This is a genomic window from Streptomyces sp. NPDC057280 (assembly GCF_042668605.1).
Taxonomy (GTDB): Bacteria; Actinomycetota; Actinomycetes; order Streptomycetales; family Streptomycetaceae; genus Streptomyces.
On record NZ_JBHUYR010000001.1, the window covers coordinates 634497 to 658644 of the forward strand.

General features: G+C 71.3%; 25 protein-coding genes. 10 read left to right on the plus strand and 15 right to left on the minus strand.

What is annotated here, in order from left to right; translation table 11 throughout:
- Nucleotides 1–43 precede the first annotated feature (43 nt).
- The 5 genes from ACFUO4_RS02835 to ACFUO4_RS02855 form a co-directional block, all read right to left on the minus strand.
- Nucleotides 44–1090: a substrate-binding domain-containing protein gene (locus ACFUO4_RS02835; RefSeq protein ID WP_059190947.1), complete on the minus strand. Its 1047-nt coding sequence runs from the start codon at nucleotides 1088–1090 to the stop codon at nucleotides 44–46.
- A 250-nt stretch (nucleotides 1091–1340) separates the two neighbouring features.
- Nucleotides 1341–2369, minus strand: coding sequence for an ABC transporter permease (locus ACFUO4_RS02840; RefSeq protein ID WP_383479240.1), 1029 nt, complete (start codon nucleotides 2367–2369; stop codon nucleotides 1341–1343).
- A complete protein-coding gene (locus tag ACFUO4_RS02845) occupies nucleotides 2366–3889 on the minus strand; it encodes a sugar ABC transporter ATP-binding protein (RefSeq protein WP_383479243.1) in 1524 nt (507 codons plus the stop codon). The genes ACFUO4_RS02840 and ACFUO4_RS02845 overlap by 4 nt, the downstream gene beginning before the upstream one ends.
- A 259-nt stretch (nucleotides 3890–4148) precedes the next feature.
- Nucleotides 4149–5330 (minus strand): ROK family protein, encoded by a 1182-nt coding sequence (locus ACFUO4_RS02850; protein ID WP_383479246.1) that lies wholly within the window; start codon nucleotides 5328–5330, stop codon nucleotides 4149–4151.
- Nucleotides 5331–5641: 311 nt separating this feature from the next.
- Nucleotides 5642–6313 (minus strand): DUF1707 domain-containing protein, encoded by a 672-nt coding sequence (locus ACFUO4_RS02855; protein WP_383479249.1) that lies wholly within the window; start codon nucleotides 6311–6313, stop codon nucleotides 5642–5644.
- Between the two features lie 504 nt (nucleotides 6314–6817).
- On the opposite strand from ACFUO4_RS02855, the gene ACFUO4_RS02860 reads away from it, so the two are divergent.
- Both ACFUO4_RS02860 and ACFUO4_RS02865 read left to right on the plus strand, forming a co-directional pair.
- The gene (locus ACFUO4_RS02860; protein ID WP_383479252.1) at nucleotides 6818–7675 is read left to right on the plus strand and encodes a methyltransferase domain-containing protein; all 858 of its coding nucleotides are present in this window, start codon (nucleotides 6818–6820) and stop codon (nucleotides 7673–7675) included.
- A gap of 65 nt (nucleotides 7676–7740) precedes the next feature.
- Nucleotides 7741–8127, plus strand: coding sequence for a YrdB family protein (locus ACFUO4_RS02865; RefSeq protein WP_383479255.1), 387 nt, complete (start codon nucleotides 7741–7743; stop codon nucleotides 8125–8127).
- A 107-nt stretch (nucleotides 8128–8234) separates the two neighbouring features.
- Here ACFUO4_RS02865 and ACFUO4_RS02870 read toward each other — a convergent pair whose 3' ends face one another.
- The 4 genes from ACFUO4_RS02870 to ACFUO4_RS02885 all read right to left on the minus strand — a co-directional run bounded on the left by ACFUO4_RS02870 (nucleotide 8235) and on the right by ACFUO4_RS02885 (nucleotide 10272).
- Nucleotides 8235–8438 (minus strand): cold-shock protein, encoded by a 204-nt coding sequence (locus tag ACFUO4_RS02870; protein ID WP_059190954.1) that lies wholly within the window; start codon nucleotides 8436–8438, stop codon nucleotides 8235–8237.
- 242 nt (nucleotides 8439–8680) lie between these two features.
- Nucleotides 8681–9304, minus strand: a complete 624-nt coding sequence (locus ACFUO4_RS02875; protein WP_383479258.1) for a histidine phosphatase family protein — start codon at nucleotides 9302–9304, stop codon at nucleotides 8681–8683.
- Nucleotides 9305–9405: 101 nt separating this feature from the next.
- Nucleotides 9406–9819, minus strand: coding sequence for a cytidine deaminase (locus ACFUO4_RS02880; RefSeq protein ID WP_383479261.1), 414 nt, complete (start codon nucleotides 9817–9819; stop codon nucleotides 9406–9408).
- Nucleotides 9820–9912: 93 nt separating this feature from the next.
- Entirely contained in the window at nucleotides 9913–10272 is a 360-nt protein-coding gene (locus tag ACFUO4_RS02885; RefSeq protein WP_383479264.1) for a winged helix-turn-helix transcriptional regulator, read from the minus strand.
- A gap of 87 nt (nucleotides 10273–10359) precedes the next feature.
- On the opposite strand from ACFUO4_RS02885, the gene ACFUO4_RS02890 reads away from it, so the two are divergent.
- The gene (locus ACFUO4_RS02890) at nucleotides 10360–11340 is read left to right on the plus strand and encodes a zinc-dependent alcohol dehydrogenase family protein (RefSeq protein ID WP_383479266.1); all 981 of its coding nucleotides are present in this window, start codon (nucleotides 10360–10362) and stop codon (nucleotides 11338–11340) included.
- A gap of 26 nt (nucleotides 11341–11366) precedes the next feature.
- Here ACFUO4_RS02890 and ACFUO4_RS02895 read toward each other — a convergent pair whose 3' ends face one another.
- Together ACFUO4_RS02895 and ACFUO4_RS02900 are read right to left on the minus strand one after the other, a co-directional pair.
- The gene (locus tag ACFUO4_RS02895) at nucleotides 11367–13262 is read right to left on the minus strand and encodes an ABC transporter ATP-binding protein (protein ID WP_383479268.1); all 1896 of its coding nucleotides are present in this window, start codon (nucleotides 13260–13262) and stop codon (nucleotides 11367–11369) included.
- A gap of 93 nt (nucleotides 13263–13355) precedes the next feature.
- Complete coding sequence (locus ACFUO4_RS02900; RefSeq protein ID WP_383479270.1) at nucleotides 13356–14240, minus strand: helix-turn-helix transcriptional regulator; 885 nt, start codon at nucleotides 14238–14240, stop codon at nucleotides 13356–13358.
- 128 nt (nucleotides 14241–14368) lie between these two features.
- Between ACFUO4_RS02900 and ACFUO4_RS02905 the strand changes: the two genes are divergently transcribed.
- From ACFUO4_RS02905 to ACFUO4_RS02930, 6 genes are all read left to right on the plus strand, one after another.
- Entirely contained in the window at nucleotides 14369–14791 is a 423-nt protein-coding gene (locus ACFUO4_RS02905) for a cupin domain-containing protein (protein ID WP_383479272.1), read from the plus strand.
- Nucleotides 14792–14911: 120 nt separating this feature from the next.
- Nucleotides 14912–15637 carry an SDR family NAD(P)-dependent oxidoreductase gene (locus ACFUO4_RS02910; protein WP_383479274.1) on the plus strand — a complete coding sequence of 242 codons (726 nt, stop codon included), beginning with the start codon at nucleotides 14912–14914 and terminating at the stop codon, nucleotides 15635–15637.
- 116 nt (nucleotides 15638–15753) lie between these two features.
- Nucleotides 15754–16965, plus strand: a complete 1212-nt coding sequence (locus ACFUO4_RS02915; RefSeq protein WP_383482247.1) for a GNAT family N-acetyltransferase — start codon at nucleotides 15754–15756, stop codon at nucleotides 16963–16965.
- A 165-nt stretch (nucleotides 16966–17130) separates the two neighbouring features.
- Entirely contained in the window at nucleotides 17131–18276 is a 1146-nt protein-coding gene (locus tag ACFUO4_RS02920; RefSeq protein ID WP_383479276.1) for an ABC transporter substrate-binding protein, read from the plus strand.
- Between the two features lie 142 nt (nucleotides 18277–18418).
- Entirely contained in the window at nucleotides 18419–19678 is a 1260-nt protein-coding gene (locus tag ACFUO4_RS02925; protein ID WP_383479278.1) for a sensor histidine kinase, read from the plus strand.
- Nucleotides 19678–20325 (plus strand): response regulator, encoded by a 648-nt coding sequence (locus ACFUO4_RS02930; protein WP_383479280.1) that lies wholly within the window; start codon nucleotides 19678–19680, stop codon nucleotides 20323–20325. Before ACFUO4_RS02925 ends, ACFUO4_RS02930 begins: the two co-directional genes overlap by 1 nt.
- 20 nt (nucleotides 20326–20345) lie before the next feature.
- Here the strand turns inward: ACFUO4_RS02930 and ACFUO4_RS02935 are convergent, their stop codons facing one another.
- A complete protein-coding gene (locus ACFUO4_RS02935) occupies nucleotides 20346–21035 on the minus strand; it encodes an NADPH-dependent F420 reductase (RefSeq protein ID WP_383479282.1) in 690 nt (229 codons plus the stop codon).
- 139 nt (nucleotides 21036–21174) lie between these two features.
- Entirely contained in the window at nucleotides 21175–21420 is a 246-nt protein-coding gene (locus ACFUO4_RS02940; protein WP_383479284.1) for a DUF5133 domain-containing protein, read from the minus strand.
- 296 nt (nucleotides 21421–21716) lie between these two features.
- Here ACFUO4_RS02940 and ACFUO4_RS02945 point away from each other — a divergent pair, with 296 nt between their 5' ends.
- Nucleotides 21717–22697 (plus strand): tetratricopeptide repeat protein, encoded by a 981-nt coding sequence (locus tag ACFUO4_RS02945; protein WP_383479286.1) that lies wholly within the window; start codon nucleotides 21717–21719, stop codon nucleotides 22695–22697.
- 40 nt (nucleotides 22698–22737) lie between these two features.
- On the opposite strand, the gene ACFUO4_RS02950 is transcribed toward ACFUO4_RS02945, so the two are convergent.
- Nucleotides 22738–23439, minus strand: coding sequence for a hypothetical protein (locus tag ACFUO4_RS02950; RefSeq protein WP_383479288.1), 702 nt, complete (start codon nucleotides 23437–23439; stop codon nucleotides 22738–22740).
- Between the two features lie 97 nt (nucleotides 23440–23536).
- Entirely contained in the window at nucleotides 23537–23980 is a 444-nt protein-coding gene (locus tag ACFUO4_RS02955; RefSeq protein WP_383479290.1) for a hypothetical protein, read from the minus strand.
- Nucleotides 23981–24148 lie beyond the last annotated feature (168 nt).

Consider the following 24148-nt stretch of genomic DNA (forward strand, 5'->3'; position numbering starts at 1 on the left):
TGACTCATCGCTGTGGTCGAGCGGGGCCCGTGGCCCGGGCCGGTCAGATGAAGCCCGTCGGCAGGTACTGGTCGACGTTGTCCTTGGTGACGACGGCCGAGTAGAGCGTCAGCGAGGACGGGATCTCGAACTCGGCGAGACCACCGACGCCCTTGCTCTGGCCGAGCGCGCGAGCGAGGTCGATCGCGGAGGCGGCCATGGTCGGCGGGTACAGGACGGTCGCCTTGAGGACGCTGTTGCCGGCCTTGATGGCGTCCATCGCGGACTTGGCACCCGCACCGCCGACCATCAGGAAGTCGTCGCGGCCGGCCTGGTCGATGGCGCGCAGCGCGCCGACGCCCTGGTCGTCGTCGTGGTTCCAGAGGGCGTCGAAGTTCGACTGGGCCTGGAGGAGTTGGGCCATCTTGGCCTGCCCGGACTCCACCGTGAAGTCGGCCGCCTGGCGCGCCACCTTCCTGATGTTCGGGTAGTTCTTCAGGGCGTCGTCGAAGCCCTTGGTGCGCTGCTGGGTCAGTTCGAGGTTGTCGAGACCGGCGAGTTCGACGACCTTGGCGTTCTTCTTGCCCTTCAGCTGCTCGCCGATGTAGTGCCCGGCGTTGAGGCCCATGCCGTAGTTGTCGCCGCCGATCCAGCAGCGGTAGGCCTGCGGGGAGGCGAAGACGCGGTCGAGGTTGATGACGGGGATGCCGGCCCGCATGGCCTGGAGACCGACCTGGGTGAGGGCCTTGCCGTCGGCCGGGAGGATCACCAGGACGTCGACCTTCTTGTTGATCAGCGTCTGGATCTGGCCGATCTGGGCGGCGGTGTCGTTGGAGCCCTCGGTGATCTCCAGGGTGACGTCGGAGTACTTCTTCGCCCGGCTCTTGGCGTTGTCGTTGATGGCGTTGAGCCAGCCGTGGTCGGCCTGCGGGCCGGCGAAGCCGATGGTGACGGCCTTGCCGGGCTTGTCGTCGGCGACCGGGGCGTTGTCGGCGGCCGGTTCCTGGTCCTTGGTCTCGTTGCTGGTGCAGGCCGTCAGCAGCGCTCCGGCGGACACGGCCGCGGTGCCGAACAACAGTGCTCTGCGGCTGGTGGCGGGGGTTCTTGCCATGGTGGATCGACCCTTCGACTGGGCGGTGTGCGTCAGGACGGGGTGGCGGGGGGCCGGACGGCGGTGTCAGGGGCCGCCGTCCGGCGGCGTACGGCACGGGCGGCGTCCGGGCGCCGGCGTGCGGCGAGCGGCACGGGTGGCTTCTGGCGTCTCCGCACGGCGTACGGCACGGGCGGGGCTCCAGGCGTCCCTGTGCGGCGTACGGCGCGGCGGCGTCAGGTGTCCCCGCGCGACGTACGGCACGGCGGCGTCAGGTGTCTCCGTGCAGTGAGCGGCGCTGGACCAGGACGGCGGCGACGATGATGGCGCCCTTCGCGATCTGCTGGACGGCGGTCTCGAGGTTGTTGAGGGCGAAGATGTTGGTGATCGTGGTGAAGATCAGCACGCCGAGGACGGAGCCGACGATCGTGCCGCGGCCGCCGCTGAGCAGCGTCCCGCCGATGATCGCCGCGGCGATGGCGTCCAGCTCGTAGAGGTTGCCGTTGGTGTTCTGGCCCGAGCCGGCGAGCACGATCAGCATGAAGGCGGCGATGCCGCAGCACAGTCCGGACAGCAGGTACAGGTACAGGCGTTGGCGGCGGACGTCGATGCCCGCCAGGCGTGCCGCTTCCGCGTTGCCGCCGACCGCGACGGTGCGCCGGCCGAAGGTGGTGCGGTTGAGCAGCAGCCAGCCGATGACGGTGACCGCGGCGAAGATCAGGACGAGGGGCGGGATGCCGAGGACGTAGGCGTCCCGGCCGCCGAGATCGAGCACCGACTGGACGGTCACGACCTGGGTGCTGCCGTCCGTGATCTGCAGGGCCAGGCCCCGGGCGGAGGCGAGCATGGCCAGCGTCGCGATGAACGGGACCATCCTGCCGTAGGCGATGAGCAGCCCGTTCACCAGCCCGCAGCCCACCCCGACGACCACGGCGGTGAAGAGGATGCCCGCGAACCCGAAGTCCTGGGTGGCCACGGTCGTCGCCCACACCGAGGCGAGCGCGACCATCGCGCCGACCGACAGGTCGATGCCGCCGCTGGTGATGACGAACGTCATGCCGACGGTGACGACGCCGATCACGGACGCCTGGGTGAGCACGAGTTGCAGGTTGCTGGTCGCCAGGAACTCGTCGGGCGCGGTGATCCCGCCGACCGCGACGAGAACGGCGAGGACTCCGAGCAGGGACAGCGTGCGCACGTCCCACCGCAGTCCGGTCAGGCGTGAACTCCCCTTCTCGTCCGCGGATTTCGCGGCGGGGGTCGGCGCGTCCTTCGGCGCCGCGGTGGCCGGCTGCGTCATGACGTCGGGCTCCCTTCCATCACAAGATCGAGTACGCGGTGCTCGTCGAGCTCCCGGGCGTCCGCCGTGTGGACGACGCTGCCTTCGCGGAGCACGAGCACCCGGTCGGCGAGGCCCAGGACCTCGGGCACTTCGCTGGACACGAGGAGTACGGCCAGGCCCTCGTCGGCCAGCCTGCGGATCACGGCGTAGAGCTCGGCCCGGGCACCGATGTCGACGCCCCGGGTCGGCTCGTCCAGCAGCAGGACCTTGCAGCCCCGCAGCAGCCAGCGGGCGAGCACCGCCTTCTGCTGGTTGCCGCCGGACAGGGTCCTGATCGCGGTGTCGGGGTTGTCCGGCCGCAGGGACAGTTCGCGGACCGCCTGGTGGGTGGCGGCGCGTTCGCCGCGCCGGTCGATCCAGCCCGCGCGGGCGAACCGGGACAGGGTGGAGACGGAGACGTTGCTGCTGACGGACTCCAGCATCAGCAGCGCCTGTGCCTTGCGTTCCTCGGGCGCGAGGCCGATGCCGGCGCGCACTGCGGCGCGTACGCTCCCGGGGCGCAGGGGGCTGCCGTCGACCAGCACCCGGCCGGCGTCGGGTTTACGGGCCCCGTAGATGGTCTCCAGGATCTCGGAGCGCCCCGAGCCGACCAGTCCGGCCAGACCGACGATCTCCCCGGGCCGCAGCTCCAGGTCGACGGGCGCGAACTCCCCTCGCCGGGTGAGCCCTTCGACCTTCAGCACCGGCTCCCGCCGCGCGGCGAACCCGGCCGCGGGGCGTTCCGGGAAGACGTACTCCACGTTCCGCCCGGTCATCAGGGCCACGACCTCGCGGGTCGGGGTCGACCCGGCGGGCAGGCCGCCCGCGACCGAACGGCCCTCCTTGAGGACGGTGACCCGATCGCCGATGCGGCGGATCTCCTCCAGGCGGTGCGAGATGTAGATGACGGCGACCCCTTCGGCGGTCAGATCGGCGACGATCCTGAAGAGGTTGTCGACCTCTTCGGGGTCGAGCGCCGCCGACGGCTCGTCCATCACGATCAGCCGCACCTCGTGGGAGAGGGCGCGGGCCATGGAGACGATCTGCTGCTGGGCCGCGGACAACTCCCCGACGAGCCGCCCGGGTTCGATCTCCGCGTGGCCGAGGCGCTCCAGCAGCCGCGCGGTCGCGGTGCGGGCGGCGGCGCCGCGCACCACGAATCCGGCGGAGGTGGGTTCGTGTCCGAGGAAGACGTTCTCGGCGACGGACAGGCCCTCGATCAGGTCGAGTTCCTGGTAGATGGTGGCGATGCCGAGGCGCATGGCGGCGATCGGTGACCCCAGGGTGACGGGCTCGCCCCGCCAGGTGATCTCACCGTCGTCGGGCTGGTGGGCACCTGCGAGCACTTTGATCAGCGTGGACTTGCCTGCGCCGTTCTGGCCGAGGAGGCAGTGGACCTCACCGGCCTCGACTTCGAGGTCCACACCGTCCAGGGCGCGGACGCCCGGGAAGGACTTGGTGATGCCGGACATGGTGAGCAGGGGTGGTTGTGGTGCCATGAGGTATCCCCTCGGCGGATGCGGGCCGTGAGTGGGCAGGGCGGGGCTGTGCAAGGCAGGGCTGTGCAGGGCTGGGCGGGGAGGCGCCGAGCAGGGGGCAGGCCTGACGTGGCCCTGAGGTCGCTGTCAGGGTGTCTTGGGATTGCCGAGGCACCCTGGGGTGTGCGGTGTCACCGGCAGGGTTGCGATGACACTTGATGGACGTGTTGCCACACGTTTCTTGCTACAGCTACGGCTATGGCTGCGTCCGCCGCGTCGGTCAGGCCGGCGAGAAGACGTGGTCGCTGATGAGGCGGGCGGCGCCGATGGCTCCGGCCACCGGCCCCAACTCCCCCAGTACGATCGGCAGGTTGCCGGTGGCGAGCGGCAGGGACTGCCGGTACACCTGGGTCCGGACACTGGCCAGCAACGTGTGACCCAGTCCGGTCACACCTCCGCCGATGACCACCAGTCCCGGGTTGAAGAAACTGACGAGTCCGGCGACGACCTGTCCCAGACGTCTGCCGCCTTCACGGATGAGTTCCAGAGCCACGGTGTCTCCCGCCGCGGCGGCGGCCGACACATCTGCGGCGGTCAGACTTCCGGCCGTCTCCAGCCGGGTGGCGAGATACGCCGACCGTCCCTCGCGGGCGGCCTGTTCCGCGTCCTCGGCGAGCGCGGCGCCGCTGAAGTGGGCTTCCAGGCAGCCCCGGTTGCCGCAGGCGCAGGGCCGCCCGTCGGGCACGGCCTGAATGTGCCCGATGTCGCCCGCGCTACCGGTGACACCCCGGTGGACACCCCCGCCCACCACGATGCCGCACCCGATACCGGTACCGATCTTCACGCACAGGAAGTCACCCACGGAACGCGCGACACCCGCATGCTGCTCCCCCATCGCCATCAGGTTCACGTCGTTGTCGACCATCACCGGACAGCCCAGCTCCTGACTGAGCGCCTCCCGCACCGGGAAACCGTCCCAGCCCGGCATGATCGGCGGCGCCACCGGCACACCCTCCGGGAAACGCACCGGCCCCGGAACACCGATACCGGCCCCGTCGAAACCCTCCGCAAGCCCGGTGGCCCTCAACTTCGCCGCCATGGACAGGACCTGCTCGAACACCGCGACCGGACCCTCACGCACGTCCATCGGCTGGTTGAGATGACCGAGGATCTCCAGCTCCGCATTGGTGACGGCCACGTCGACCGAGGTCGCACCGATGTCGACACCGAGGAAACGCAGCCCCGGGTTGAGCCGGATGTTGTGGGAACGGCGGCCACCGCGCGAGGCGGCGAGCCCATCGGCCACCACCAGGCCCGTCTCCAGCAGCCGGTCCACCTCCACGGCCAGCTTCGACCGCGACAGATCCACCAGGTCGCCCAACTGGGCGCGGGAGTTGGCCCCGTGGTCACGCAGCAGACGAAGCAGCCGCGCCTGATGCGCGTTCTCGGGCCGAGCAGTCATCCGTCGCACGGTCCCTCCTCCCCTCACCCACGGCCGGGAGCCAGGCGCCGTCTCCACCGACCGCGCCACCAGGCTGTCGGAAAGGAACGTAACAACCATTATCCAGAGTGGGAAGTACTTGCGCAGGAGTAGAGCAATCTTTTTCCACACTCAGGACAAAGTCGAGGCGGCGGGGACACCGAGGGGATACGGAGGACCGCCGAGGGGGATGCGGAGGGCCGCCGCCCCTGCGGAAGGGGACGGCGGCCCTCATGTCTATGTCGTTGATGCGGCAGCGTGTCTATGTCGTCGGTGCGGCAGCGCTGACGGAGTCAGTCCCCGGCCGGCCGGGAGGAAGGCCTGCGCAGCAGCCACTGCCGGAACCCCCGACGCGGCGGACGCACCACCACGCTGCCGTAGGCCTTCTGGCCGACCAGCTCCACGCGCAGCCTGACCGGTGTGCCGTCCGGCGGCGCCTGCGTGGGACGGTGTCTGAGCGGGCAGTGGATCCGGGTCAGTTCGTCGGCATCGATCTCGATGCCCGGCCCCGTGACGAGCGTCAGGGTCTTCCCCGTCATGGCGACGTCGATCTGCAGCGTGTCCTGGGTGATCACGGCCTCGGTGAAGTCGAGCGTGACGTCGCACCAGCTCACCGCGAGCTCCAGCCGCCGCGGCAGCACCCAACGCCCCGTCCGCTTGACCGCCCCGCTGAACACGTGGTCGATCCGGACGACGTCCTTGGGCACCACGCCCCAGCTCCCGGCACCGCCCGCGGGGGTCGACGCGACGGGCAGATCGGCGGTGAGCCCGGCCAGTTCGCTCAGCGTCCGCGCCGACAGGGCGGCTTCCACCCGCTCGTCCAACTCGTCCGCCGTCAGCAGGCCGTCCCCCGCGGCGATCCGCAGTACGTCCACCACCCGGTCACGGTCGGCATGGGAGGCACGCAGCTCGGGCGACGAACCGGGGCCGGAGGGCGTTCCGTTGGGCGACATCTGTCCCGACATGCTTCCGTCCTGCTCCTGTCCGACGTCTCCGCGCGGCGCGGGCAGCGGCGATGCACGGCATACGACATCCATCATGCCGGGGCCCGCGCACGACGACAACGGCTTCCCGGGCGCCCGTTGAGAGGTGCTTGCGCCCTGGCCCACGTCCGTCCTGGCGGCGCCGAGGCCGATCAGCCGGGCGACCTCGTCCTCGGTGCTGCGGTCCGCCGGCGCGGGCGGAGACTCAGGGTATGGCCCAGGGATCATGCAGGGGAAAACCTTTTCAGCGGCCGCGTCATGGCTCGTAGACTCACGGGTGTGGCATTCATGAGCACCCCGCACTGCTGCTTCCTGTGATCGGAAGGCGTTGAGGGCGAGGCCGTACGGCGTCGCCCTCCTCGGTGTGCCTGCCGCGTGAACCACGTTCCCGAAGCTGCCCGTTCCTCCCGGAAGGCAGTGACGCCGACGCTCTGAGCACGCGGACAGGCACGGACTCTTCCCCTTCGGCCCCGCCAGGAGCGCCTCGTGCCCGTATTGCTTCCCCCTGCCCTCGAACGATCCCTCGACCTGCTGCGCTGCCCGACCTGCCGCTGGCGTCAACTCCGCCCCGCGCGGGGTGTGTTGCGCTGCCCGGTGGGTCACACGTTCGACATCGCCCGCCACGGCTACGCGGGCCTGCTGACCGGCACGCGTGCCACCAGCGGCGACGACGCGGCCATGGTCCAGGCCCGGGACCGTTTCCTGGCCACCGGCGCCTACGCGCCCATCCGCCAGGCCGTGGCCCGCCTGGCGGCCGGTGCCGCGCCGGAGCGGGGCACGGTCCTCGACGTGGGGTGCGGCACGGGCTACTACCTGGCCGGCGTACTCGACCATCTGTCCACCGCCCGTGGACTGGGGCTGGACACATCGGTGCGTGCGCTGCGCTCGACGGCCCGGGTCCATGACCGAGCCGCCGCGATGGCCTGGGACGCCTTCCGTCCCTTCCCGCTCGCCGACAAAGTCGCCGACGTCGTGCTGAACGTGTTCGCCCCGCGTAATCCGGCCGAATTCCATCGTGTGCTGCGTCCGGCCGGCCGACTGGTCGTGGTCCGTCCCACCGGTCGGCATCTGGCCGAGGTGCGCCGCCGGTTGCCGGGGATGGTCACGGTCGACCGGTCGAAGGAACAGCGCCTGCACCGGGCGCTGGCCCCCTGCTTCGAGGCCGTCGACACCGAGCGGGTGGAATACTCCGTCCCCCTCGCCCGGAGGGAAGTCCGGGACCTGGTGGCGATGACACCGAGCGCGCGGCACGTGACCGATACCGATCTCGACGACATCGACCGCCTGCCCGACCGGCTCACCGTCTCGGTGCTGGCCACCGCCTACCGGCCGTGCCCCGGCTAGGCTGACGGCCGCGAAGGCCACGACAAGACCCGGTCCGGTCGGACAAGGTGAAAGGCAGGACGCTGATGACCTCCGGTCCCGGACTGGGCTACCACCCCGTCATGCTCGCGCTGCGGCTCGTCCTGGAGCTCACCGCGTTGGTGTGCTTCGGATACTGGGCCTGGCACGTCTCCCCGCAGGGGCTGCGGTACGTCACGGTGGTGGCCGTACCGGCACTGGTCGCCGCGGCCTGGGGGGTCTTCGCGACGCCCGGTGACGAGTCCCGCTCCGGAAACACGGTCGTGGCGACCCCCGGCCCGGTGCGGCTGCTGCTCGAACTCGCCGTGTTCCTCGGCGCCGCGGCAGCCCTCTACGCGGCGGGGGCCCGCACCCCCGCCCTGGTGCTCACGATCGTGCTGGTGGCCTATCACGCCGCCGCCCTCGACCGGATCGCGTGGCTGTTCCGGCACTGACGCGCACGCTCCTCGGCAAAGGCGAAAAAGTGCGCCGCCCCGCAGACTGAACTGCGGGGCGGCGCACCCGATCACGCTCGCGATCCCGTTGCCCTGCCGGGCCGGGGTCAGGCGGGGGTGATGTTCTCCGCCTGCGGGCCCTTCTGGCCCTGGGTGATGTCGAAGGTGACCGCCTGGCCCTCCTGCAGCTCACGGAAGCCGGAGGCGTTGATGTTGGAGTAGTGCGCGAAGACGTCCGGGCCGCCGCCGTCCTGGGCGATGAAGCCGAAGCCCTTCTCCGAGTTGAACCACTTCACGGTTCCGCTGGCCATGTTGATGCCTTTCCGTAGACGTACAGGAACCGCGCCGCGCGGCCCTGGAGGTGATCGTCCTGGTCCAGCACTGCACAGCAAAACGCCCACGCCAAAGCGCGGGCAGGTACTGCGAACCACGACAGCCGGGACTGACGCTACACGGCGAAACGGATCATCACCAGAGAGCAACAAGCATGAAACCCCGCCAATGGACTACGGCAACATCACGGCGGGCCCGTACGGCAGTTGCCGCTCCGGCCTCAGCAAGGCGCGCGGAGCGGCGGCGGGAACCCGGTCCAGCGCAGGTCCTCCGGGAGATGACTCATGTCGTTGAGGACCAGGACCCCCGCGGGCCGGTCCGGGGCGTAACGGATGACGGTGAGCGCGGCGTTGCCGGGGTTGAGCCCCGTCCAACGCCAGGCCGGGGCGTCCATCGCGGCGCGTACCAGCCAGGAGACGAGAAACGCGTGGGTGACGACCAGCTCGTGCCGAGGCGCGTCTCCCTCGTCGGCCGGCCCGGTGAAGTCGCTGAGCGCCTGGCGGGCCAGCTCCGCACCGCTCGCACGCTCCTCGGCCGTCACCCACGCGAAGCGCGCCACCATCGCGTCAGCGAACGCCGGCGGCAGCTCATCCCGCTCCGGGACGTAGGGCACGTAGTCACCGGCCGCCCGGGACTCCAGCAGCGGCACGTCACCCAACTGCTCCCCCACCAGCCGTGCCGTCTGCGCCGCACGGGGCAGCGGACCATGGTGTACGGCGGTCAGCGGTACGCCGTGCAGGCGCTTGCCCAGCAGCTCGGCCTGCCGTCTACCGGCTGAGGTCAGCTCGTTCTCGTCGGGTGTGGCCTCGCCATGGCGAGCGAGATACAGGTATCGATCTTGCATGCCGAGACGGACGCCACCCCACGAGCCCTCGGTTCCCGCCCGTCGGGATCCGCATCCCGCCCCCGAGCCGACGTGGATGCCTCGGCGAGCGCGTGGCGTCGTCACTCGGCGTCGAGTTGGTGGTCGGACCAGACGTAGGTTTCCGGCAGCAGGTCGGTGACCGGGACGGTGCGGACGTGGTCGCCGTTGCCGACGATGACCTTGAGGGCGGGGAAGTAGTCGAAGAGCACCTGGCGGCAGCGGCCGCACGGGGGCACCACTCCGCGGTTCCGGTCGCCCACGGCGACGATCGTGTCCAGGTCGTAGGCGCCCTGGGCAGCCGCCGTACCGATGACGACCAGTTCGGCGCAGGGGCCGCCGGTGAAGTGGTAGGCGTTGACCGCGGTGACGATCCGGCCGTCCGCGGCGCGAGCCGCGGCTGCCATGGTGTGGTGGTCCCCCCGGCAGCGCGTGCGGGCGATCCGCGCCGCGGCCTCGATGAGTTCGTGGTCGACGGGGTGGGTCTGCGTGGTCATCTTCACTGCCTTCGTCAGGGGTCAGGCGACGTTCGCGCAGGTGACGGCGGCACGCAAGCCAATATCAGCGGTGCATTCGTGCCGTCAGCCGGTTCACCCCTCGGCTTCGGCCCTCTCCTGGAAGGTGGTGATGGCCTCGCCGTTGTCCCGCGCCCAGTTCGTCAGGACCTCGATGGGCTCGACCAGGGTCCGGCCGAGGTCGGTGAGGTGGTACTCGACGCGCCGCGGTGCCTCGGCATGGCGTTCGACCAGACCGTATCGCTGGAGTCGGCGCAGTGTCTGCGTGAGGACCTTCCGGGAGATGCCGCCGATGAGGTCGACGAGCTCGCCGTGCCTGCGGGGCCCGCTGCTGAGACCGTAGATCACGAGCACGGCCCATTTGTCGGAGATGATCTCGACCGCCAGGCGCGTGGGGCAGTCGGCGAGGAAGGCGGGACCGGCCACGTTCTGCATGAGGATCGAAGGTACCAGGAGGTAACCGACGGCTTCGTAACGTCTTCCGCGAGTGACGAAACCAGCGCCAGATGCGGAGGATCCACCATGCAACGAGTCGTCGTGTTCGACGAGTTCGGCGGGCCGGAGGTCATGCACGTCGTCGAGGAACCGGTCGTCGACCCCGCCGCCGGCGAGGTGCGCGTCAGGATCGAGGCGTTCGCCGTCAACCCGCTCGACCTGATGATGCGCTCGGGCACCTCGCCCGCGCCCGTCCCCCTGCCCCACGCCCGGCTCGGCGTCGAAGGTACCGGCGTCGTCGACGCGTTGGGCCCCGGCACCACCGGACTGAAGATCGGCGATCCCGTCATCCTCGCGGCTGTCCCGGACCCGAGCGCCCGGGGCAGTTACGCCGCGTACACGACGCTCCCGGCGAGCCAGGTCCTCCCCCGGCCGGCCGGGCTCGGCGTCACGGAGGCGGCGGCCGTCTGGGTCGCGTACTCCACCGCTTACGGCGCGCTCGTCGAGAAGGCGGGCATGCGGCCCGGTGACCACGTCCTCGTCAGCGCCGCGTCCGGCGGTGTCGGCCGGGCGGCGATCCAGATCGCCCGCCAGATCGGAGCCGTCCCCCTCGCCCTCACCCGGCACACCGCACGCAAGGACGAACTCCTCGCCGCCGGTGCCGCCGCCGTCATCGCCACCGACCACGAGAACGTCGTCGACGCCGTCCGCCGCCACACCGACGGAGCCGGCGCCGACATCGTCCTCGACGTGGTCATGGGCCCCGGTCAGCAGGAGCTCCTGAAGGCGGCCCGGCCCGGCGGAACCCTGGTCGCCGCGGGGTTCCTGGACCCCCGGCCCACCCCGTTCCCGGCCGGCTCACCGCTGAGGATCTTCAGTTACCGCAGCTTCGAGCACACACTCGACCCCGCCGTGGTGAAACGCATGGCGGCCTTCCTGAACGCCGGTGTGCGCCTCGGCGCGATGCGGCCCGCCGTCGACAAGGTGTTCACCCTCGACGACGTCGTCGCCGCACACCGTCATCTCGAGGCGGGTCTGCACTCCGGGAAGATCGTCGTCACGGTCTAGCGAACCGCGGACGGGAGAAGGCGCTCTCAGGAGCCGGTGGTCGTCCGGGCGTGCGGCGGGCCGGCCGGTCCGGGCAGTCCGCTGAGGCCCGCTTCCGGGATCGCCGGGCCCGGGTCCGGGTCCGATTCCGCGCTCTCGCCGAGAAACCCGCCCGACTGGTGCTGCCACAGCTTGGCGTAGGCGCCGTTCGTCGCGAGCAGTTCCTCGTGGGAGCCCTGCTCGACGACGGTTCCGCGGTCGAGGACGACGAGACGGTCCATACCGGCGACCGTGCTCAGACGGTGGGCGACGACCAGCGCCGTGCGTCCGTCCATCAACCGCCACAGCGCGTCCTGCACGAGGATCTCGCTCTCCGAGTCCAGTGCGCTGGTCGCCTCGTCGAGGAGCAGGATCGGGGCGTCGCGCAGGATGGCCCTGGCGAGGGCGACGCGCTGGCGCTGGCCGCCCGAGAGCTTCACGCCCCGCTCCCCCACCAAGGTGCCGAAGCCGTCGGGGAGTTGCTCGGCGAACTCGGTGACGTGCGCGGCCGCGGCCGCCGCGTGGATCTCCTCGTCGGTGGCGCCGGGCCGGGCGAAGGCGATGTTGTCGCGCAGGCTGCGGTGGAACATGGCGGGTTCCTGCGGGACGTACGCGATCAGTGAGCGCAGGTCGCTCTGGCGGAGCCGGCTGATGTCCTGACCGCCGATGACGATGCGTCCGTCGTCGATGTCCGACATCCGCAGCAGGAGGCGCGTGAGGGTGGTCTTGCCGCCGCCGGACCGGCCGACCAGGCCGATCCGGGCGCCCGCGGGCACGTACAGGTCGAGGCCCCGGAAGATCGGCTGCGCGCCGGCGTGGGCGAAGGTCACCGCCTCGAAGCGGACGCCGGTGCCGCACGGTGCTAGCGGTTCCGGTCGCGCCGGGTCGAGCACGGTCGGCGGGTCCAGCAGCAGCTCCGTGAACTGCGCGGCCTCGGTCATCGAGCTTTCCAGGCGCCGGTAGATCTGGTTGAACTCGAACATGATCTGGGTCGCGTTGGAGTAGTACGTGAAGGCGACCACGACCTCCTCCACGCCCTGGCCCGGGCCGCCGAAGGCGATCGCGACCAGCAGGCCCAGCACGTTGGTCAGCACGGACATCGGGGCGATCAGGGTGTCGACGCGCAGATTGCCGTAGTCCCACGACCTGAGCGTCAGACGCCGGGAGTCGGCGACCCGCCTGCGGTGTTCGTCGGCCTCCCGGTGCTCGGCGGCGAACGCCCGGATGGTCTCCATGTTCATCAGGCTGTCGGCGACATGGCCGGAGACCCGCGCGAGCGCCGCCTCACGGTCGTTGACGAGCCTCTGCCGCCGCCGGATCAGGGGCGTGGCGGCCACCACGGTCAGCCCGATCATCACGAACAGACCGACGACGAGCATCGGTTCGTAGCTCCAGAGCACCACGGCGCCGAACACCAGCGGGACGAGACTGCCCACGATCCGGTACGTCACCGTGTCGACGAAGTCCTCGAAGCGCTTGCCGAAGCTCAGCACCCGCTTGGTCAGGGAGCCGGCGAAGTTGTCGTGGAAGAACGCCGCGTCCTTGGCGAGGAGTTCGTCCATGCCGCTCACATACAGGTGTTCCATGCCGAGCGCGTCCACGCGGTTCAGGCAGTGCTGCCCGATCCGCCACACGACCTCGGCCAGCAGCAGCGCCCCGCCGAAGCCCAGTACGTACGGCAGCGCCGAGCCGAGGGTGAGACCGCCGCCGTCGGAGGCCTGACCTGCCAGCTTGGCGATCAGCAGGGGGGCGACGTAGCGGGTGCCGATGTTGCCGAGCGCCGGCAGCAGCAGCGCGGGCAGGGCCAGTCGTCGCAGTCGCATCAGCTCCTCGCCGTAGCGGCGCAGCGCCAGAACGACCGCGCTCCTGCCCGGCGTCGGTCCGTGTGTGTCTGTGGTCCCCATCACGCTCCCGGTGGTTCGGAAGTCGGAAGTTTCCCGTCAGGGGAGGTACTCAGTCCAGGCATTTATCGCGGACCGGCGAAAACCGGACACCGCTCAGTCGACGTGGTGGGACGGCTGGTCGGCGGTCCCGGCGTTTTCCGTGGCGGCCCATGTGGCCAGCAGGCGTAGGGCGTCGTGGTCGGGTGTGCCGGGGGCCGCGCTCAGTGCGGTGAGGGTCAGGCCGGGCAGGGCCGGGAGTTCCAAGGCGTCGAAGTCGAGGGTGAGGACGCCGACCACGGGGTGCCTGACGGCCTTGCGGCCGGTGTGGTGCAGGTGCACGTTGTGTCTGGCCCAGGCCGTGCGGAACTCCTCGCTGCGGGTGACGAGTTCACCGACGAGGCCGGTCAGCTCACGGTCGTGCGGGGCCCGCCCGGCCTCGGTGCGCAGCAGGGCGACCGTGGCGTTCACGGACTGCTCCCACTCGGGGAAGAAGTCGCGCGCACGCGGATCCAGGAACTGGAAGCGGGCGATGTTGACCGTCTGCACGCTGCTGTCGGCGTACAGCGGTGCGTACAGGGCGCGCCCGAGGTGGTTGATGGCGACGATGTCCGTGCGGCCGTTGCGGATGAAGGCCGGGGAGTCGGTCATGGACTCCAGGACGCGCAGGACGCTCTCGGGCAGGGCGCCGCGGGCCGGCCGGCGGCGGGCAGGGCGTTTGGTGGCGGCGCGGGCCAGGTCGTAGAGGTGGGCGCGTTCGGCGTCATCGAGCTGGAGGGCGTTGGCGACGGAGTCGAGGACCTCTTCCGAAGCCCCGGCGAGGCGCCCGCGCTCCAGGCGGACGTAGTAGTCGATGCTGACGCCGGCGAGCAGGGCGACTTCCTCGCGGCGCAGACCGGGCACCCGCCGGTTGCCGCCGTACGCGGGCAGGCCGGCCTGCTGAGGGGTGATCTTGGCGCGGCGCGAGGCGAGGAACTCGCGGATGTCGCTCTCGGTGCTCACGCCTTCCAGGCTAGATCGGGTCGCGCAGGTGTGCGGGGTCCTGTCAGTACCTGTCACGGCAGGCCCTTCCCCAGCACCCTGAACCGGGGTCTCCTCGACCTGCCGTCCCGTACGTCCGGAAAGAGATCATGGAACTCGTCGCACAGCAGCCCACCGACAAGGCACCCGCGCACTGGTTCACCGGCGACGTCTGGTTCGACCGGCTCCACGCCGGCCAGGAGCCGTCCCGGATGAACGTCAACCTGGTCCGGTTCTCCCCCGGCGCCCGCACCCACTGGCACATCCACGCCCTGGGCCAGACCCTGCACATCGTCTCCGGCATCGCCCTGATCGGCACCCGCGACGGCACGGTCCTCGAAGCCCGCCCCGGCGAGACCGTCTCCTGCCCGCCGGGCGGGGAGCACTGGCACGGTGCCGCCCCCGACCGCTTCATGGAGCACATCGCCCTGTGGGAGGTGAAGCGCGACGGCGGCGCGGAGGTCGTCTGGAACGAACCGGTCACCGACGAGCAGTACGCCCGCCCCCGGGCGAGGCAGGTGTACGTAGCCTGAACGGACGCGGAGCACGCCCGCGGAGGCCGGAACGGAAGGAGACACCTCCATGCGAGGAGCAGTCGCACGGCTTTCCCACGAAGCGCACGCCCACCGGCGGGGCGCGGGGGTGGTGGGGTCGTGAGCCGGATTCTGGTGACCGGGTCCGGCGACGGGCTGGGACGCGCCGCGGCGGATGCGCTCTTGTCCGCGGGGCACGACGTGGTCGTGCACGCCCGGAATCAGCAGCGCCTCGCGGGCCTCGCCCCGCTGACCGACCGCGGGGCGCGCGCCGTCGTGGCCGACTTCACCGAACGTGACGCCGTACGACGGATCGCCGCCGAACTGAACGACGCGGAGCCGCTCGACGCGGTCATCCACAACGCGGGCGTGTGGAGCGGGCCCGCGGTCATGCCGGTCAACATCATCGCGCCGTACCTGCTCACGGCGCTGCTCCCCGGCCCGCGGCGCCTGGTGTACCTGAGCAGCAACTCGCACTTCGGCGGGCGGCCCGCGCTCGACGGGGTCGACTGGTCGGGCAGGGGGGCGGGGTCGTACTCCGACAGCAAGCTGTTCGTCACCACGCTCGCCGCCGCGGTGGCCCGGCTGCGCCCGGACGTGGTGAGCAACGCCGTCGACCCGGGGTGGGTGCCGACCAGGATGGGCGGGCCCGGTGCACCGGACGACCTGGAACTCGGCCATCGAACCCAGGAGTGGCTCGCCGCCGCGGACGACCCCGAGGCCCTGACCACGGGCGGGTACTGGTACCACCGCGAACGCCTGCAGCCGCACGCGGCGGTCCATGACGAGGCGTTCCAGGACCGCCTCCTGGAGGCCCTGGCCAAGGAGACGGGAACCGCGCTGTGAACTGATGCCCCCTGCGGCCGGTCATAATTCGCTTGATCCCGTCACGTGACGTCGCTGCACTGTGCGGGGCACCACTGGTCGTGGTGGCCGGGCACTTCGAGGAGGCGGCGGCAGCAATGGAGATACGTTCCACGACCGACGAGGAGCTGGAGGTCTTCGTCGACACGGTCCATGCCGCGTTCGGGCGCTTCCCCGAGACCCCGGTCGACGGCGGTGGGCTGTGGTGGTCGGCGCTCGAGACGGACCGCTGCCTGCTCGCCCTGACGGCGGACGGGCGGCCCGTGGGCACCGCCGCCTCGCACGCCTTCGAACTCACCCTGCCCGGTGCGGCCCTGGCCTCGGCCCCGGGCGTCACGGCCGTCGGCGTGCTGCCCTCGCACCGGCGCCAGGGCGTGCTCAGCGCGATGATGCGCCATCAGCTCGCCGAGTTCCGGGACCGCGGGGAGTTCCTCGCGGTGCTGCTGGCGTCCGAGGCCACGATCTACGGCAGGTTCGGCTACGGCCCGGCCACCTACACGGGGCGGCTGACGGTGCCGCGCCGACAGGCCGGCCTCAGCGCTCCCCGGGCGGGCCAGGCGGCCGACACCGGCTCAGTCGAGGTGCTGCGGCGCGCCGAGTGCGGCGAGCTGCTGGAGGAGGTCTACGACCGGTATCGCCGCGCCCAGCCCGGCGCGCTGTCGCGCCCGCACCGCTGGTGGGCTCTGCGCGCCGGACAGCCGCCGATCTCCCCGGCGCCGCGCTACGTCGCCGTGCACCGCGACGCCGACGGTGTGCCGGACGGATACGCCAGCTACTCGCTCGGCGAGCACGAGACCCTGAAGGTCGACGAGACCATCGCCACCGGCAGTGCCGCCTTCACGGCCTTGGCCCGGTTCCTGCTCGGCCACGACCTGGTCGGCAAGGTGGTGTTCCGGCACGTTCCGCCGCAGCACCCGCTGCGCTGGCAGCTCGCGGACTTCCGCGCCGCCGAGGTGGGCGGTGACACGGACTGGCTGTGGGTGCGGCTGCTGGACGTCCCGCGGGCGCTGACCGCGCGCGGCTGGTTCACGAACGGCGAGCTCGTCCTCGACGTCGAGGACCCCTTCCTCGCGGAGCGGCACCGCTGGCTGCTGACCGTCTCGGAGGGCAAGGCGGACTGCGTTCCGACGCACCGGGCGCCCGACCTCTCCCTGGACATCCGCGATCTGGGCTCGGTCTACCTCGGCGGCACCGCCCCGAGCACGCTCGTCCGTGCCGGACACATCCGAGCCCACCATGCCGACGCGGCCCCGCTCGCCGACGCCCTGTTCCGGGGCGATCAACTCCCGCACTGCCTGCACTGGTTCTGACCGGGTTCGGTGCCCGCGTTCAACCGAACGGTTGAACGCGGCTTCCACCCCACAGACCGCTCCTCTCTCCGAACGGACGACGCGGAACCCGGGCCGCCGGCAGCAGACTGGCCATGGCCCGCGGCGCCCGGGCTCCCACCCCCCGATCAGAGAGGCCCCGTTCGCATGTCCACTCTTCCCAGCAGAAGGCGCGTCCTGTCCGTCGGCGCCGGCGCCGCCGTCGGTGCGGGCGTGTTCGGCACCTCGGCGGTCCCGGCGGCGGCCGCTCCCACCGCGTCCCGGCAGCGGACCGGGCCCGAGGAGACCCGGACGCTGGACGAGCTGTACCAGGCCGCCCTGGCCGAAGGCGGGAAGCTGGTCATCTACGCGGGCGGCGACACCCCGACCCAACAGGACGCCACCAAAGCGGCGTTCAAGGCCCGCTTCCCCGACATCGACCTGACGCTCGTCGTCGACTACAGCAAGTACCACGACGTCCGGGTGGACAACCAGTTCGCCACCGACACCCTCGTCCCCGACGTCGTACAGCTGCAGACGGTCCAGGACTTCGTCCGCTGGAAGGAGCAGGGCCGGCTGCTGCACTACAAGCCGTCCGGCTTCTCCAAGGTGTACGACGCCTTCAAGGACCCCCAGGGCGCGTGGGTGGCCGGCGGCGTGATCGCCTTCAGCTTCCTGTACGGCACGGCCGCGGTCGGCTCCGACGCACCGCGCAGCCCGCTGGACCTGGTCGACCCGAAGTGGAAGGGCAAGATCGCCTCGTCGTACCCGCACGACGACGACGCCGTCCTCTACCTCTACAGCCTCTACGCCCGCCAGTACGGCTGGGAGTGGGTCGCCAGACTCGCCGCCCAGGACGTGCGGTTCGCCCGCGGCAGCAACTCCCCCGGCGACGCGGTCCGCTCCGGGCAGAAGGCGATCGGCATCGGCGGCTCGGGCTCGGCGCTGCCCGCACCCTCGTCCCCCGTGCAATCCGTGATCACGGACGGACACCCCTTCATGGCCTGGGGCCAGCGCGTGGCCATCCTCAAGGAGGCCAGGAACACGACGGCGGCCAAGCTGTTCCTCAACTGGCAGCTGTCGACCGAGCGGCAGCAGGGCTCCTTCAACGGCTGGTCGGTGCGCACCGACATCACTCCCCCGACCGGGCTGAAGCCCATCTGGGAGTACCCGAACGCCCACGTGGACGGCTTCCCCCGCTTCATGGCCGACCGTGCCGCGGTGGAGCGCTGGAAGCAGACCTTCGCCCTGTACTTCGGCGAGGTCAAGGGCGATCCCACCCCCGGCTGGCTCGGTCTTCACCCCGGGGCGTGACGCGAGGCGGTGCCCTCCCGTACCCAGACGGCACCGCTGCTCCCGTCGGTTCCACAGGCACCGCTCTTCACATCAGCCCTACAGGCAGCGGATAAACTCGGCCTCCCTGTCCCGGTGGATCATTCGTCCAGGGGGTAAGCCGTTGTCCGACCTGGACGCCGTGCCCGCTCACATGTCGGGCCGCCTCAGTCGTGTCGCCCTGCGGCAGCTGCCGCATCTGGTGTTCTTCCTCGTCGTAGGGGTCGCCCTGATCCGGCTGATCCGCCTGAACATCCCGCTGTGCTGGGAGATCGTGACGATCAGCGGGCTGCTCTCGGTGACGTACGCGGCCGGCCTGGCGTCGTGGACGGCGCTGGGCGCGCGCGGCCGCGCGCTCTGGGTCGCCCTGCTCGTCGGGGTGTGGGCGGCCCTCGTCATGCTCGCCCCGCTGCCGTTCACGGGCTCCTACGTGTGGTGTGCCGTGCCGCTGGCCGTGGTGGCGGTGCGCGCGCTCGGGCCCCGCTCCGTCGTGGTCGCCGTCCTGGCGATCACCGGCGTCCTGCTCGGCCGGCTCACCCACGACGCGGGGGGATTCGACCCGGAGCTGGTTCTGGTCCCGGTCGCCGCGGTCTGGGGCACGGTCGCCGTGTACCGGACGCTGCAACGGACCCTCGCGGAGCGGCAGCGGCTGGTGGAGGAGTTGCGCAGCACTCGGGACTCACTGGCCGAGGAGAGACACCGCACCGGTGTCCTGGAGGAACGCGCGCGCATCGCCCGGGACCTGCACGACACCCTCGCCCAGGAGCTGTCCGGCAGTCTGATGCTGCTGCGGGCGGCCGAGCGCGACTTGGGTGAGCGTCCCGACGTGGCGCACAGCCGGGTGCGTGCCGTCGTGGAGGGCCTGGACGTCGGCCTCGTCGAGACCCGGCGGATCATCCGGGACCTCACCCCGTCCCCGGTCACCCAGGCCGGCCTTGAGGACTCGCTGCGGCTGCTGTGCGCCCGTGCCCAGTTGGAAGGGGCCGCGGCCGACGTGGAGTTCCGCACCGTGGGAAGCCACCGTCCCGAGCTGGACGAGGAGACGGCGACCACCGTGTTCCGCGTTGCGCACAGCATGGTCGCGAACGCCCGCGAACACGCCCGTGCCAGTCGGCTGCTGGTGACACTCCACCATCACCCCGACCGCGTCGAGTTGGACGTGCGGGACGACGGTGTCGGCTTCGCCCCGGCCGACACCGGCACGCCGTCCCGGTCCGGCCGCGGTCTCGGTCTCCCCTCGGCCCGTGCCCGGCTGCGGGAGCGCGGTGGTGATCTCGCCGTCGAGAGCCGGCCCGGTCGCGGCACCCGGGTCCGGGCCACCGTGCCGGCCCGCCGTCGCCCGGCCGCCGCCACGGCCCAGCCGCTGACCTCGGCAGTGCCCTGATGACGCCCTCCCCGCTGCGTCTGCTGATCGCCGACGACCATGCGGTCGTCCGCGCGGGGCTACGGGCCCTGCTGGAGGGCGCCACGGACCTCCACGTCGTCGCGGAGGCGCACAGCGGTGAAGAGGCGGTCCGGCTCGCGCTCGAACTGAGGCCGGACGTCGTCCTGATGGACCTCCGTTTCGCCCACGGTGACGGCGGCATCGACGGCGTGGAAGCGGTACGCCGGTTGGCGTCGGCGGCGCCGGGGCTGCCGGTGGTGATGCTCACCAGCTATTCCGGACGCGCCGACGTCGTACGGGCGTTGGAGGCCGGGGCCCGCGGTTACGTTCTCAAGGCGGGCCCGCCCGACGAACTCTTCCGTGCCGTGCGCAGCGCCGGTGCGGGCGGCATCGGGCTCGCGCCCGAGCTGGTCGGCCATGTGGTCGGCCAAGTCGTCAGCCCCGCAGCGGAACTGACGCAGCGTGAGACGGAGGTGGTCCGGCTGATGGCCGACGGGCACAGCAACCGCTCCATCGCGCGGTCCCTGCACCTGAGCGAGGCGACGATCAAGACACACCTGATCCGGATCTACCGCAAGCTCGGCGTGGACAACAGAGCGGCCGCGGTGTCCGAAGCCGTGCGTCGCGGGCTGCTGGAACTCACCTGAGGAACGGGGCGGGACCCGTCCTAACGGGCGCCCTGGATATGGAAGTTGAAGTCGGCGTGGCCAAGCGTGCCCATCAGGCGCAGCCAGATCGGCAGCAGCATCTCGGTGCCGCGGGCGGTCTCGATGCCGCCGAGGTCGATGACGCTGTGCTCGGGCCAGCCGAAGGACACCAGCAGCTCGGTGACCTGCTTCTTGGCGCCGGTGTCCGCGCCGGAGACGAACACGTTGTGCGGCCCGGCGACGCGTGTGGGCTCGACCATGACCGCGCAGGTCATGGTGTTGAGGGTCTTGACGACCTTCGCCTCCGGGAAGGCCCGCTGGATCTGCTCGCCGAGACTGTCGGTGTTGACGGGGTCGAGCGTGGGCGGCATACCGGCGGAGAAGTCCAGCGGATTGGCGACGTCGATGACGACCTTGCCCGCCAGGTTCGCGCTGCCCGCCGCGTCCAGGGCCGTCAGGGCGGCGGTACCGGCGGTCGTGTTGACGATCGTCTCGCCGAGGGCGGCGGCCTCGGCGAACGGCTTCAGCTGCACGTCGGTGTGGTCGGCCTGCCAGGCGGCGAACGGCGGGTTGCCCATGCCGTCGGGGTCGGTGCGGGCGAGGGTGGCCTGCGGATCACGGGTTCCGATGACCACCTCATGGCCGAGTGACGCGAGCTTGGCGGCGATCGTACGGCCGACGATGCCGGTGCCGAGAACGGCGTAGCGCATGAGATTCGGTCCTTCCCCGATGTGGCGGGACGGCGTTGATGCGTCCAGCTCCCGGGGATGAACCTAGGGCGAGTCGTCCGGTATTCCCAGCCACCGCGTCCGGAATTGCCGGGCACCGGACGACTCGCCCGTCCGGCGGTCAGGCCGCCAGCGTCTTGTCCTCGTGCGCGGCGCTCTTGGCGTGCGCCTTGTAGCGCCGCAGCAGTTCGTCCGCCGCGGCCAGGGCCTCGTCGACGGTGCGGGCACCTGTCAGTACGCAGAGCGTGTACGTGGCGTCCTCCAGCGCACGGCCGCACCGCTTGCCACCCGACGCGTCGTAATCGATGCGGGCCTCGGCGAAACGCGCCAGCGCGGTCCGCAGTTCTCTCTCAGCCGGAAGGATCATCGCGAGTCCCCTCTTCACCTGTCGCCCTCTGACACCGCCGCTCGACACCCCGTGCCGCCCGGCAGCCACCAAGTGCCCCGCTGCGAAGGATCTACGCACTCAGACCCAGGTAACGCTCAGGTCACGAATCCGACGCGCGGACCTCCCGTACCCCGCCGTGCCGGTTGACGAGCCTCCGCCGGGCCCGCGGCCCACCGCGTCAGGAAGGCCCGCAGCGGGAAGACCTCCGTCGGTGCCGTGCCCCCTTGACCAGGGCCACGTCCCACCCGGCCTTCGGGAGTGGATACCCTCTGCCGATGTCGAACAGGTCGGTGGCGGCGGGTGTCACGCTCGCCGGTGTGATGGCGCACTGCGGAGGAAGCCCGTTCGGTGCCGTGAGGTTTCTGGTGGGCGCGATCGCCTCGGCGCCGGACGCCCCGGAGCCGTACGCGGCCCTCGCCGAGCTGTGGCGGGACCGGCGCCCGGAGCTCGAAGAGGATCTCCGGCGGAACGCCTCCCTGAGCGCCGTGGTGGCGCAGGCGTACTTCTTCTTCCTCGACGGGGAGATGGATGACGCGGTGATGGCGCTCGGCTCGGCGACCGGCGCGCGGCCCGACGTGGCATGGGGTGCCGCCCCGTGGTTCGGCGATGCCCGGCTGCTCGGCGCGGTGCGTGCCGAGGCCATGGCGGAGGCGTGTCTGCGGACCTTGGACTACGGCCATGACCTCGACTCCGATGCCATGCGGGAGCGGTTCAGCCCCTGGTTCCGCGCCGTCGACGTCGTCTCCGCACGCAGTCCCGTGCCGGAGCCGCTGGCCTCCATGGCGCGCCTTCCGCGGGCCTGCGGCCGCTACGACCTGGCCTTCGCCGTGTGCGATCGCGCGCCCGGACCCGCCCTGTGGACCGAGGTCGCACGAGCCGCCACCTGGCGGGTGATGGGCCGGCTCGACCAGGCCGCGACCGCCTTCGAACGGGCGCTGGCCCTGGAACCCGACAACTGGTCGGTCCATCTGGACCTCGCCGACGTACGCGCCGAGCAAGGCGACTTCGCCCGCGCCGCGGCTCAGGCCGAGCAGGGTCTGGCCCACGCGCCCGGCGAGGTCTCCCTGCGCGCCGCGGCCGCCGCCTACCGCACCCGCCTGTCCGGCTCGTCCGACGATCTCCGTGCGCTGATCGCCGTGGCACCGCAGGTCCCGAACCCCGGCTACCGCGACTTCCTGATCGACCAGGCGTGCGCGGCGGACGGACTGCCCCCCGAACTGGTGGCGGAGGCCCGGCGCACCACGCACCAGGCCTGAAGACGGGGACGGGCGAATATCCCGTCCCCGGCGTCCGGCCCTACGCCGGAATCATGACGGTGAGCCACTGCGCGTCGCGGGGACGATAGCCGTGACGTTCCATCAGGCCCGCCACGATCGCCGGGACATGGCCGGCGCCGTACACGACGGCCACCCGGATCGGCTCATCGCCGCGCTCGGCGCAGATCTCGCCCAGCGCGGCGAGGAGCCGTGCGTCGCGGCGGTCGGTCATGGCGTGCTCGATGGGATCGTCCGCCAGCCATTCCGCCCGCAGCGTGGCCGGCAGGTCGTCGACGGCCAGGTCCTCGTCGAGGAAGGCGCGCGGACCGCGCAGCGCGAACACCAGGCCCATCACGGGAGCCCCGATCAGCAGGAGCAGATACATCCACCGCGGCAGTGCCTTCAGGTCCGCCATCGCCTCCGCCGCCGTCACGTCCGGGTTGATCACCGGTACGGCGTCCGGGATCAGCACGTCGTCACGCTGCTCCGCCAGGCCGTTGCGCCGGCGCCGCGGGGCGAACCGGTAGGCGAGGGTGAGGGCACTCACTCCGGCCGACTTCCCCCTGATGCCCTCCAGCACGATGAGGTCGCACTCCTTGAGCCTGCCGCGTACTTGGGAGTAGAAGGTCGGCGAGGCGACGTGCAGCATCGGGAAGATCACGAACTCGAGCGGCTTGTCCCGCCGCCGCATGGTGATCACCGCGGATCTCACGGCATACCCGGTCACTTCGATGATCTGCATCGTCGCCCCCCGTACCCCCGTGCACCTCGGCCGCCCCCCTGACGCCCGTATCAGGACACGAGCCCGCCCGGGGGCGCGGTTCCCTACGGCGGGTCGGTCAGGGGCGGTGGGGCCGAGGTCGGCGGCGACCCGTCGGCGGTGCGGCGGCCTCCAGGAACTCCTGGGCGGCGCTCCGGAGCCTGATCCAGCGGAGTGACGAGCGTGGCGTCAAGCAGCAGGACAGCAGCCGCAGTTGGACCATCCGTGTCGGCATCGGGGCAGGCAGGGATGACGGGACGGCGGCGAACAGCGGCACGTCGTCCTGTTGCCGCAGCACGGCTGCCGCGGCGGTGCACCAGGTCCCGGGCGAGCAATCCTCGTTGCGTGTGGCGAGCAGTGCCGCGAGCACGACGCCCTCGGTCTGAGCGAGGAACGCGTCCCCGTCGACGTCCCAGGTCTCCAGACACCGATCGATCCGACGGGCCAGGGCCGGGTCGGCCTGCGGAAGCAGCATCAGCTCGCCCGCGAGCCGGACCGCCGCGGTGATCGGATCAACCGTCATCACAGCCTTTCCCATGGCCGGTTCGGACAGGGCGTCATATTACTGAAACGTAACCTACCTACCGCTACCCGCGGTAACCCAAGCGGCGCTACCGTCCTGACACTTCGTCTAAGAGTGGCATCGGAGCAGCGGTGGGACGACCGCCTCCGGATGCCCGCGTCCCGCCCG

Coding starts and splice junctions, on each gene's coding strand:
- ACFUO4_RS02870 (WP_059190954.1), bottom strand. CDS start 8,438: ATGGCCAGCGGAACCGTGAAGTGGTTCAACTCGGAGAAGGGCTTCGGC.
- ACFUO4_RS02940 (WP_383479284.1), bottom strand. CDS start 21,420: ATGATCCTTCCGGCTGAGAGAGAACTGCGGACCGCGCTGGCGCGTTTC.
- ACFUO4_RS02895 (WP_383479268.1), bottom strand. CDS start 13,262: ATGGGGACCACAGACACACACGGACCGACGCCGGGCAGGAGCGCGGTC.
- ACFUO4_RS02855 (WP_383479249.1), bottom strand. CDS start 6,313: ATGTCGGGACAGATGTCGCCCAACGGAACGCCCTCCGGCCCCGGTTCG.
- ACFUO4_RS02915 (WP_383482247.1), top strand. CDS start 15,754: ATGGAGATACGTTCCACGACCGACGAGGAGCTGGAGGTCTTCGTCGAC.
- ACFUO4_RS02945 (WP_383479286.1), top strand. CDS start 21,717: ATGTCGAACAGGTCGGTGGCGGCGGGTGTCACGCTCGCCGGTGTGATG.
- ACFUO4_RS02845 (WP_383479243.1), bottom strand. CDS start 3,889: ATGGCACCACAACCACCCCTGCTCACCATGTCCGGCATCACCAAGTCC.
- ACFUO4_RS02880 (WP_383479261.1), bottom strand. CDS start 9,819: ATGACCACGCAGACCCACCCCGTCGACCACGAACTCATCGAGGCCGCG.
- ACFUO4_RS02920 (WP_383479276.1), top strand. CDS start 17,131: ATGTCCACTCTTCCCAGCAGAAGGCGCGTCCTGTCCGTCGGCGCCGGC.
- ACFUO4_RS02840 (WP_383479240.1), bottom strand. CDS start 2,369: ATGACGCAGCCGGCCACCGCGGCGCCGAAGGACGCGCCGACCCCCGCC.
- ACFUO4_RS02865 (WP_383479255.1), top strand. CDS start 7,741: ATGACCTCCGGTCCCGGACTGGGCTACCACCCCGTCATGCTCGCGCTG.
- ACFUO4_RS02955 (WP_383479290.1), bottom strand. CDS start 23,980: ATGACGGTTGATCCGATCACCGCGGCGGTCCGGCTCGCGGGCGAGCTG.
- ACFUO4_RS02935 (WP_383479282.1), bottom strand. CDS start 21,035: ATGCGCTACGCCGTTCTCGGCACCGGCATCGTCGGCCGTACGATCGCC.
- ACFUO4_RS02890 (WP_383479266.1), top strand. CDS start 10,360: ATGCAACGAGTCGTCGTGTTCGACGAGTTCGGCGGGCCGGAGGTCATG.
- ACFUO4_RS02885 (WP_383479264.1), bottom strand. CDS start 10,272: ATGCAGAACGTGGCCGGTCCCGCCTTCCTCGCCGACTGCCCCACGCGC.
- ACFUO4_RS02850 (WP_383479246.1), bottom strand. CDS start 5,330: ATGACTGCTCGGCCCGAGAACGCGCATCAGGCGCGGCTGCTTCGTCTG.
- ACFUO4_RS02905 (WP_383479272.1), top strand. CDS start 14,369: ATGGAACTCGTCGCACAGCAGCCCACCGACAAGGCACCCGCGCACTGG.
- ACFUO4_RS02835 (WP_059190947.1), bottom strand. CDS start 1,090: ATGGCAAGAACCCCCGCCACCAGCCGCAGAGCACTGTTGTTCGGCACC.
- ACFUO4_RS02950 (WP_383479288.1), bottom strand. CDS start 23,439: ATGCAGATCATCGAAGTGACCGGGTATGCCGTGAGATCCGCGGTGATC.
- ACFUO4_RS02930 (WP_383479280.1), top strand. CDS start 19,678: ATGACGCCCTCCCCGCTGCGTCTGCTGATCGCCGACGACCATGCGGTC.
- ACFUO4_RS02875 (WP_383479258.1), bottom strand. CDS start 9,304: ATGCAAGATCGATACCTGTATCTCGCTCGCCATGGCGAGGCCACACCC.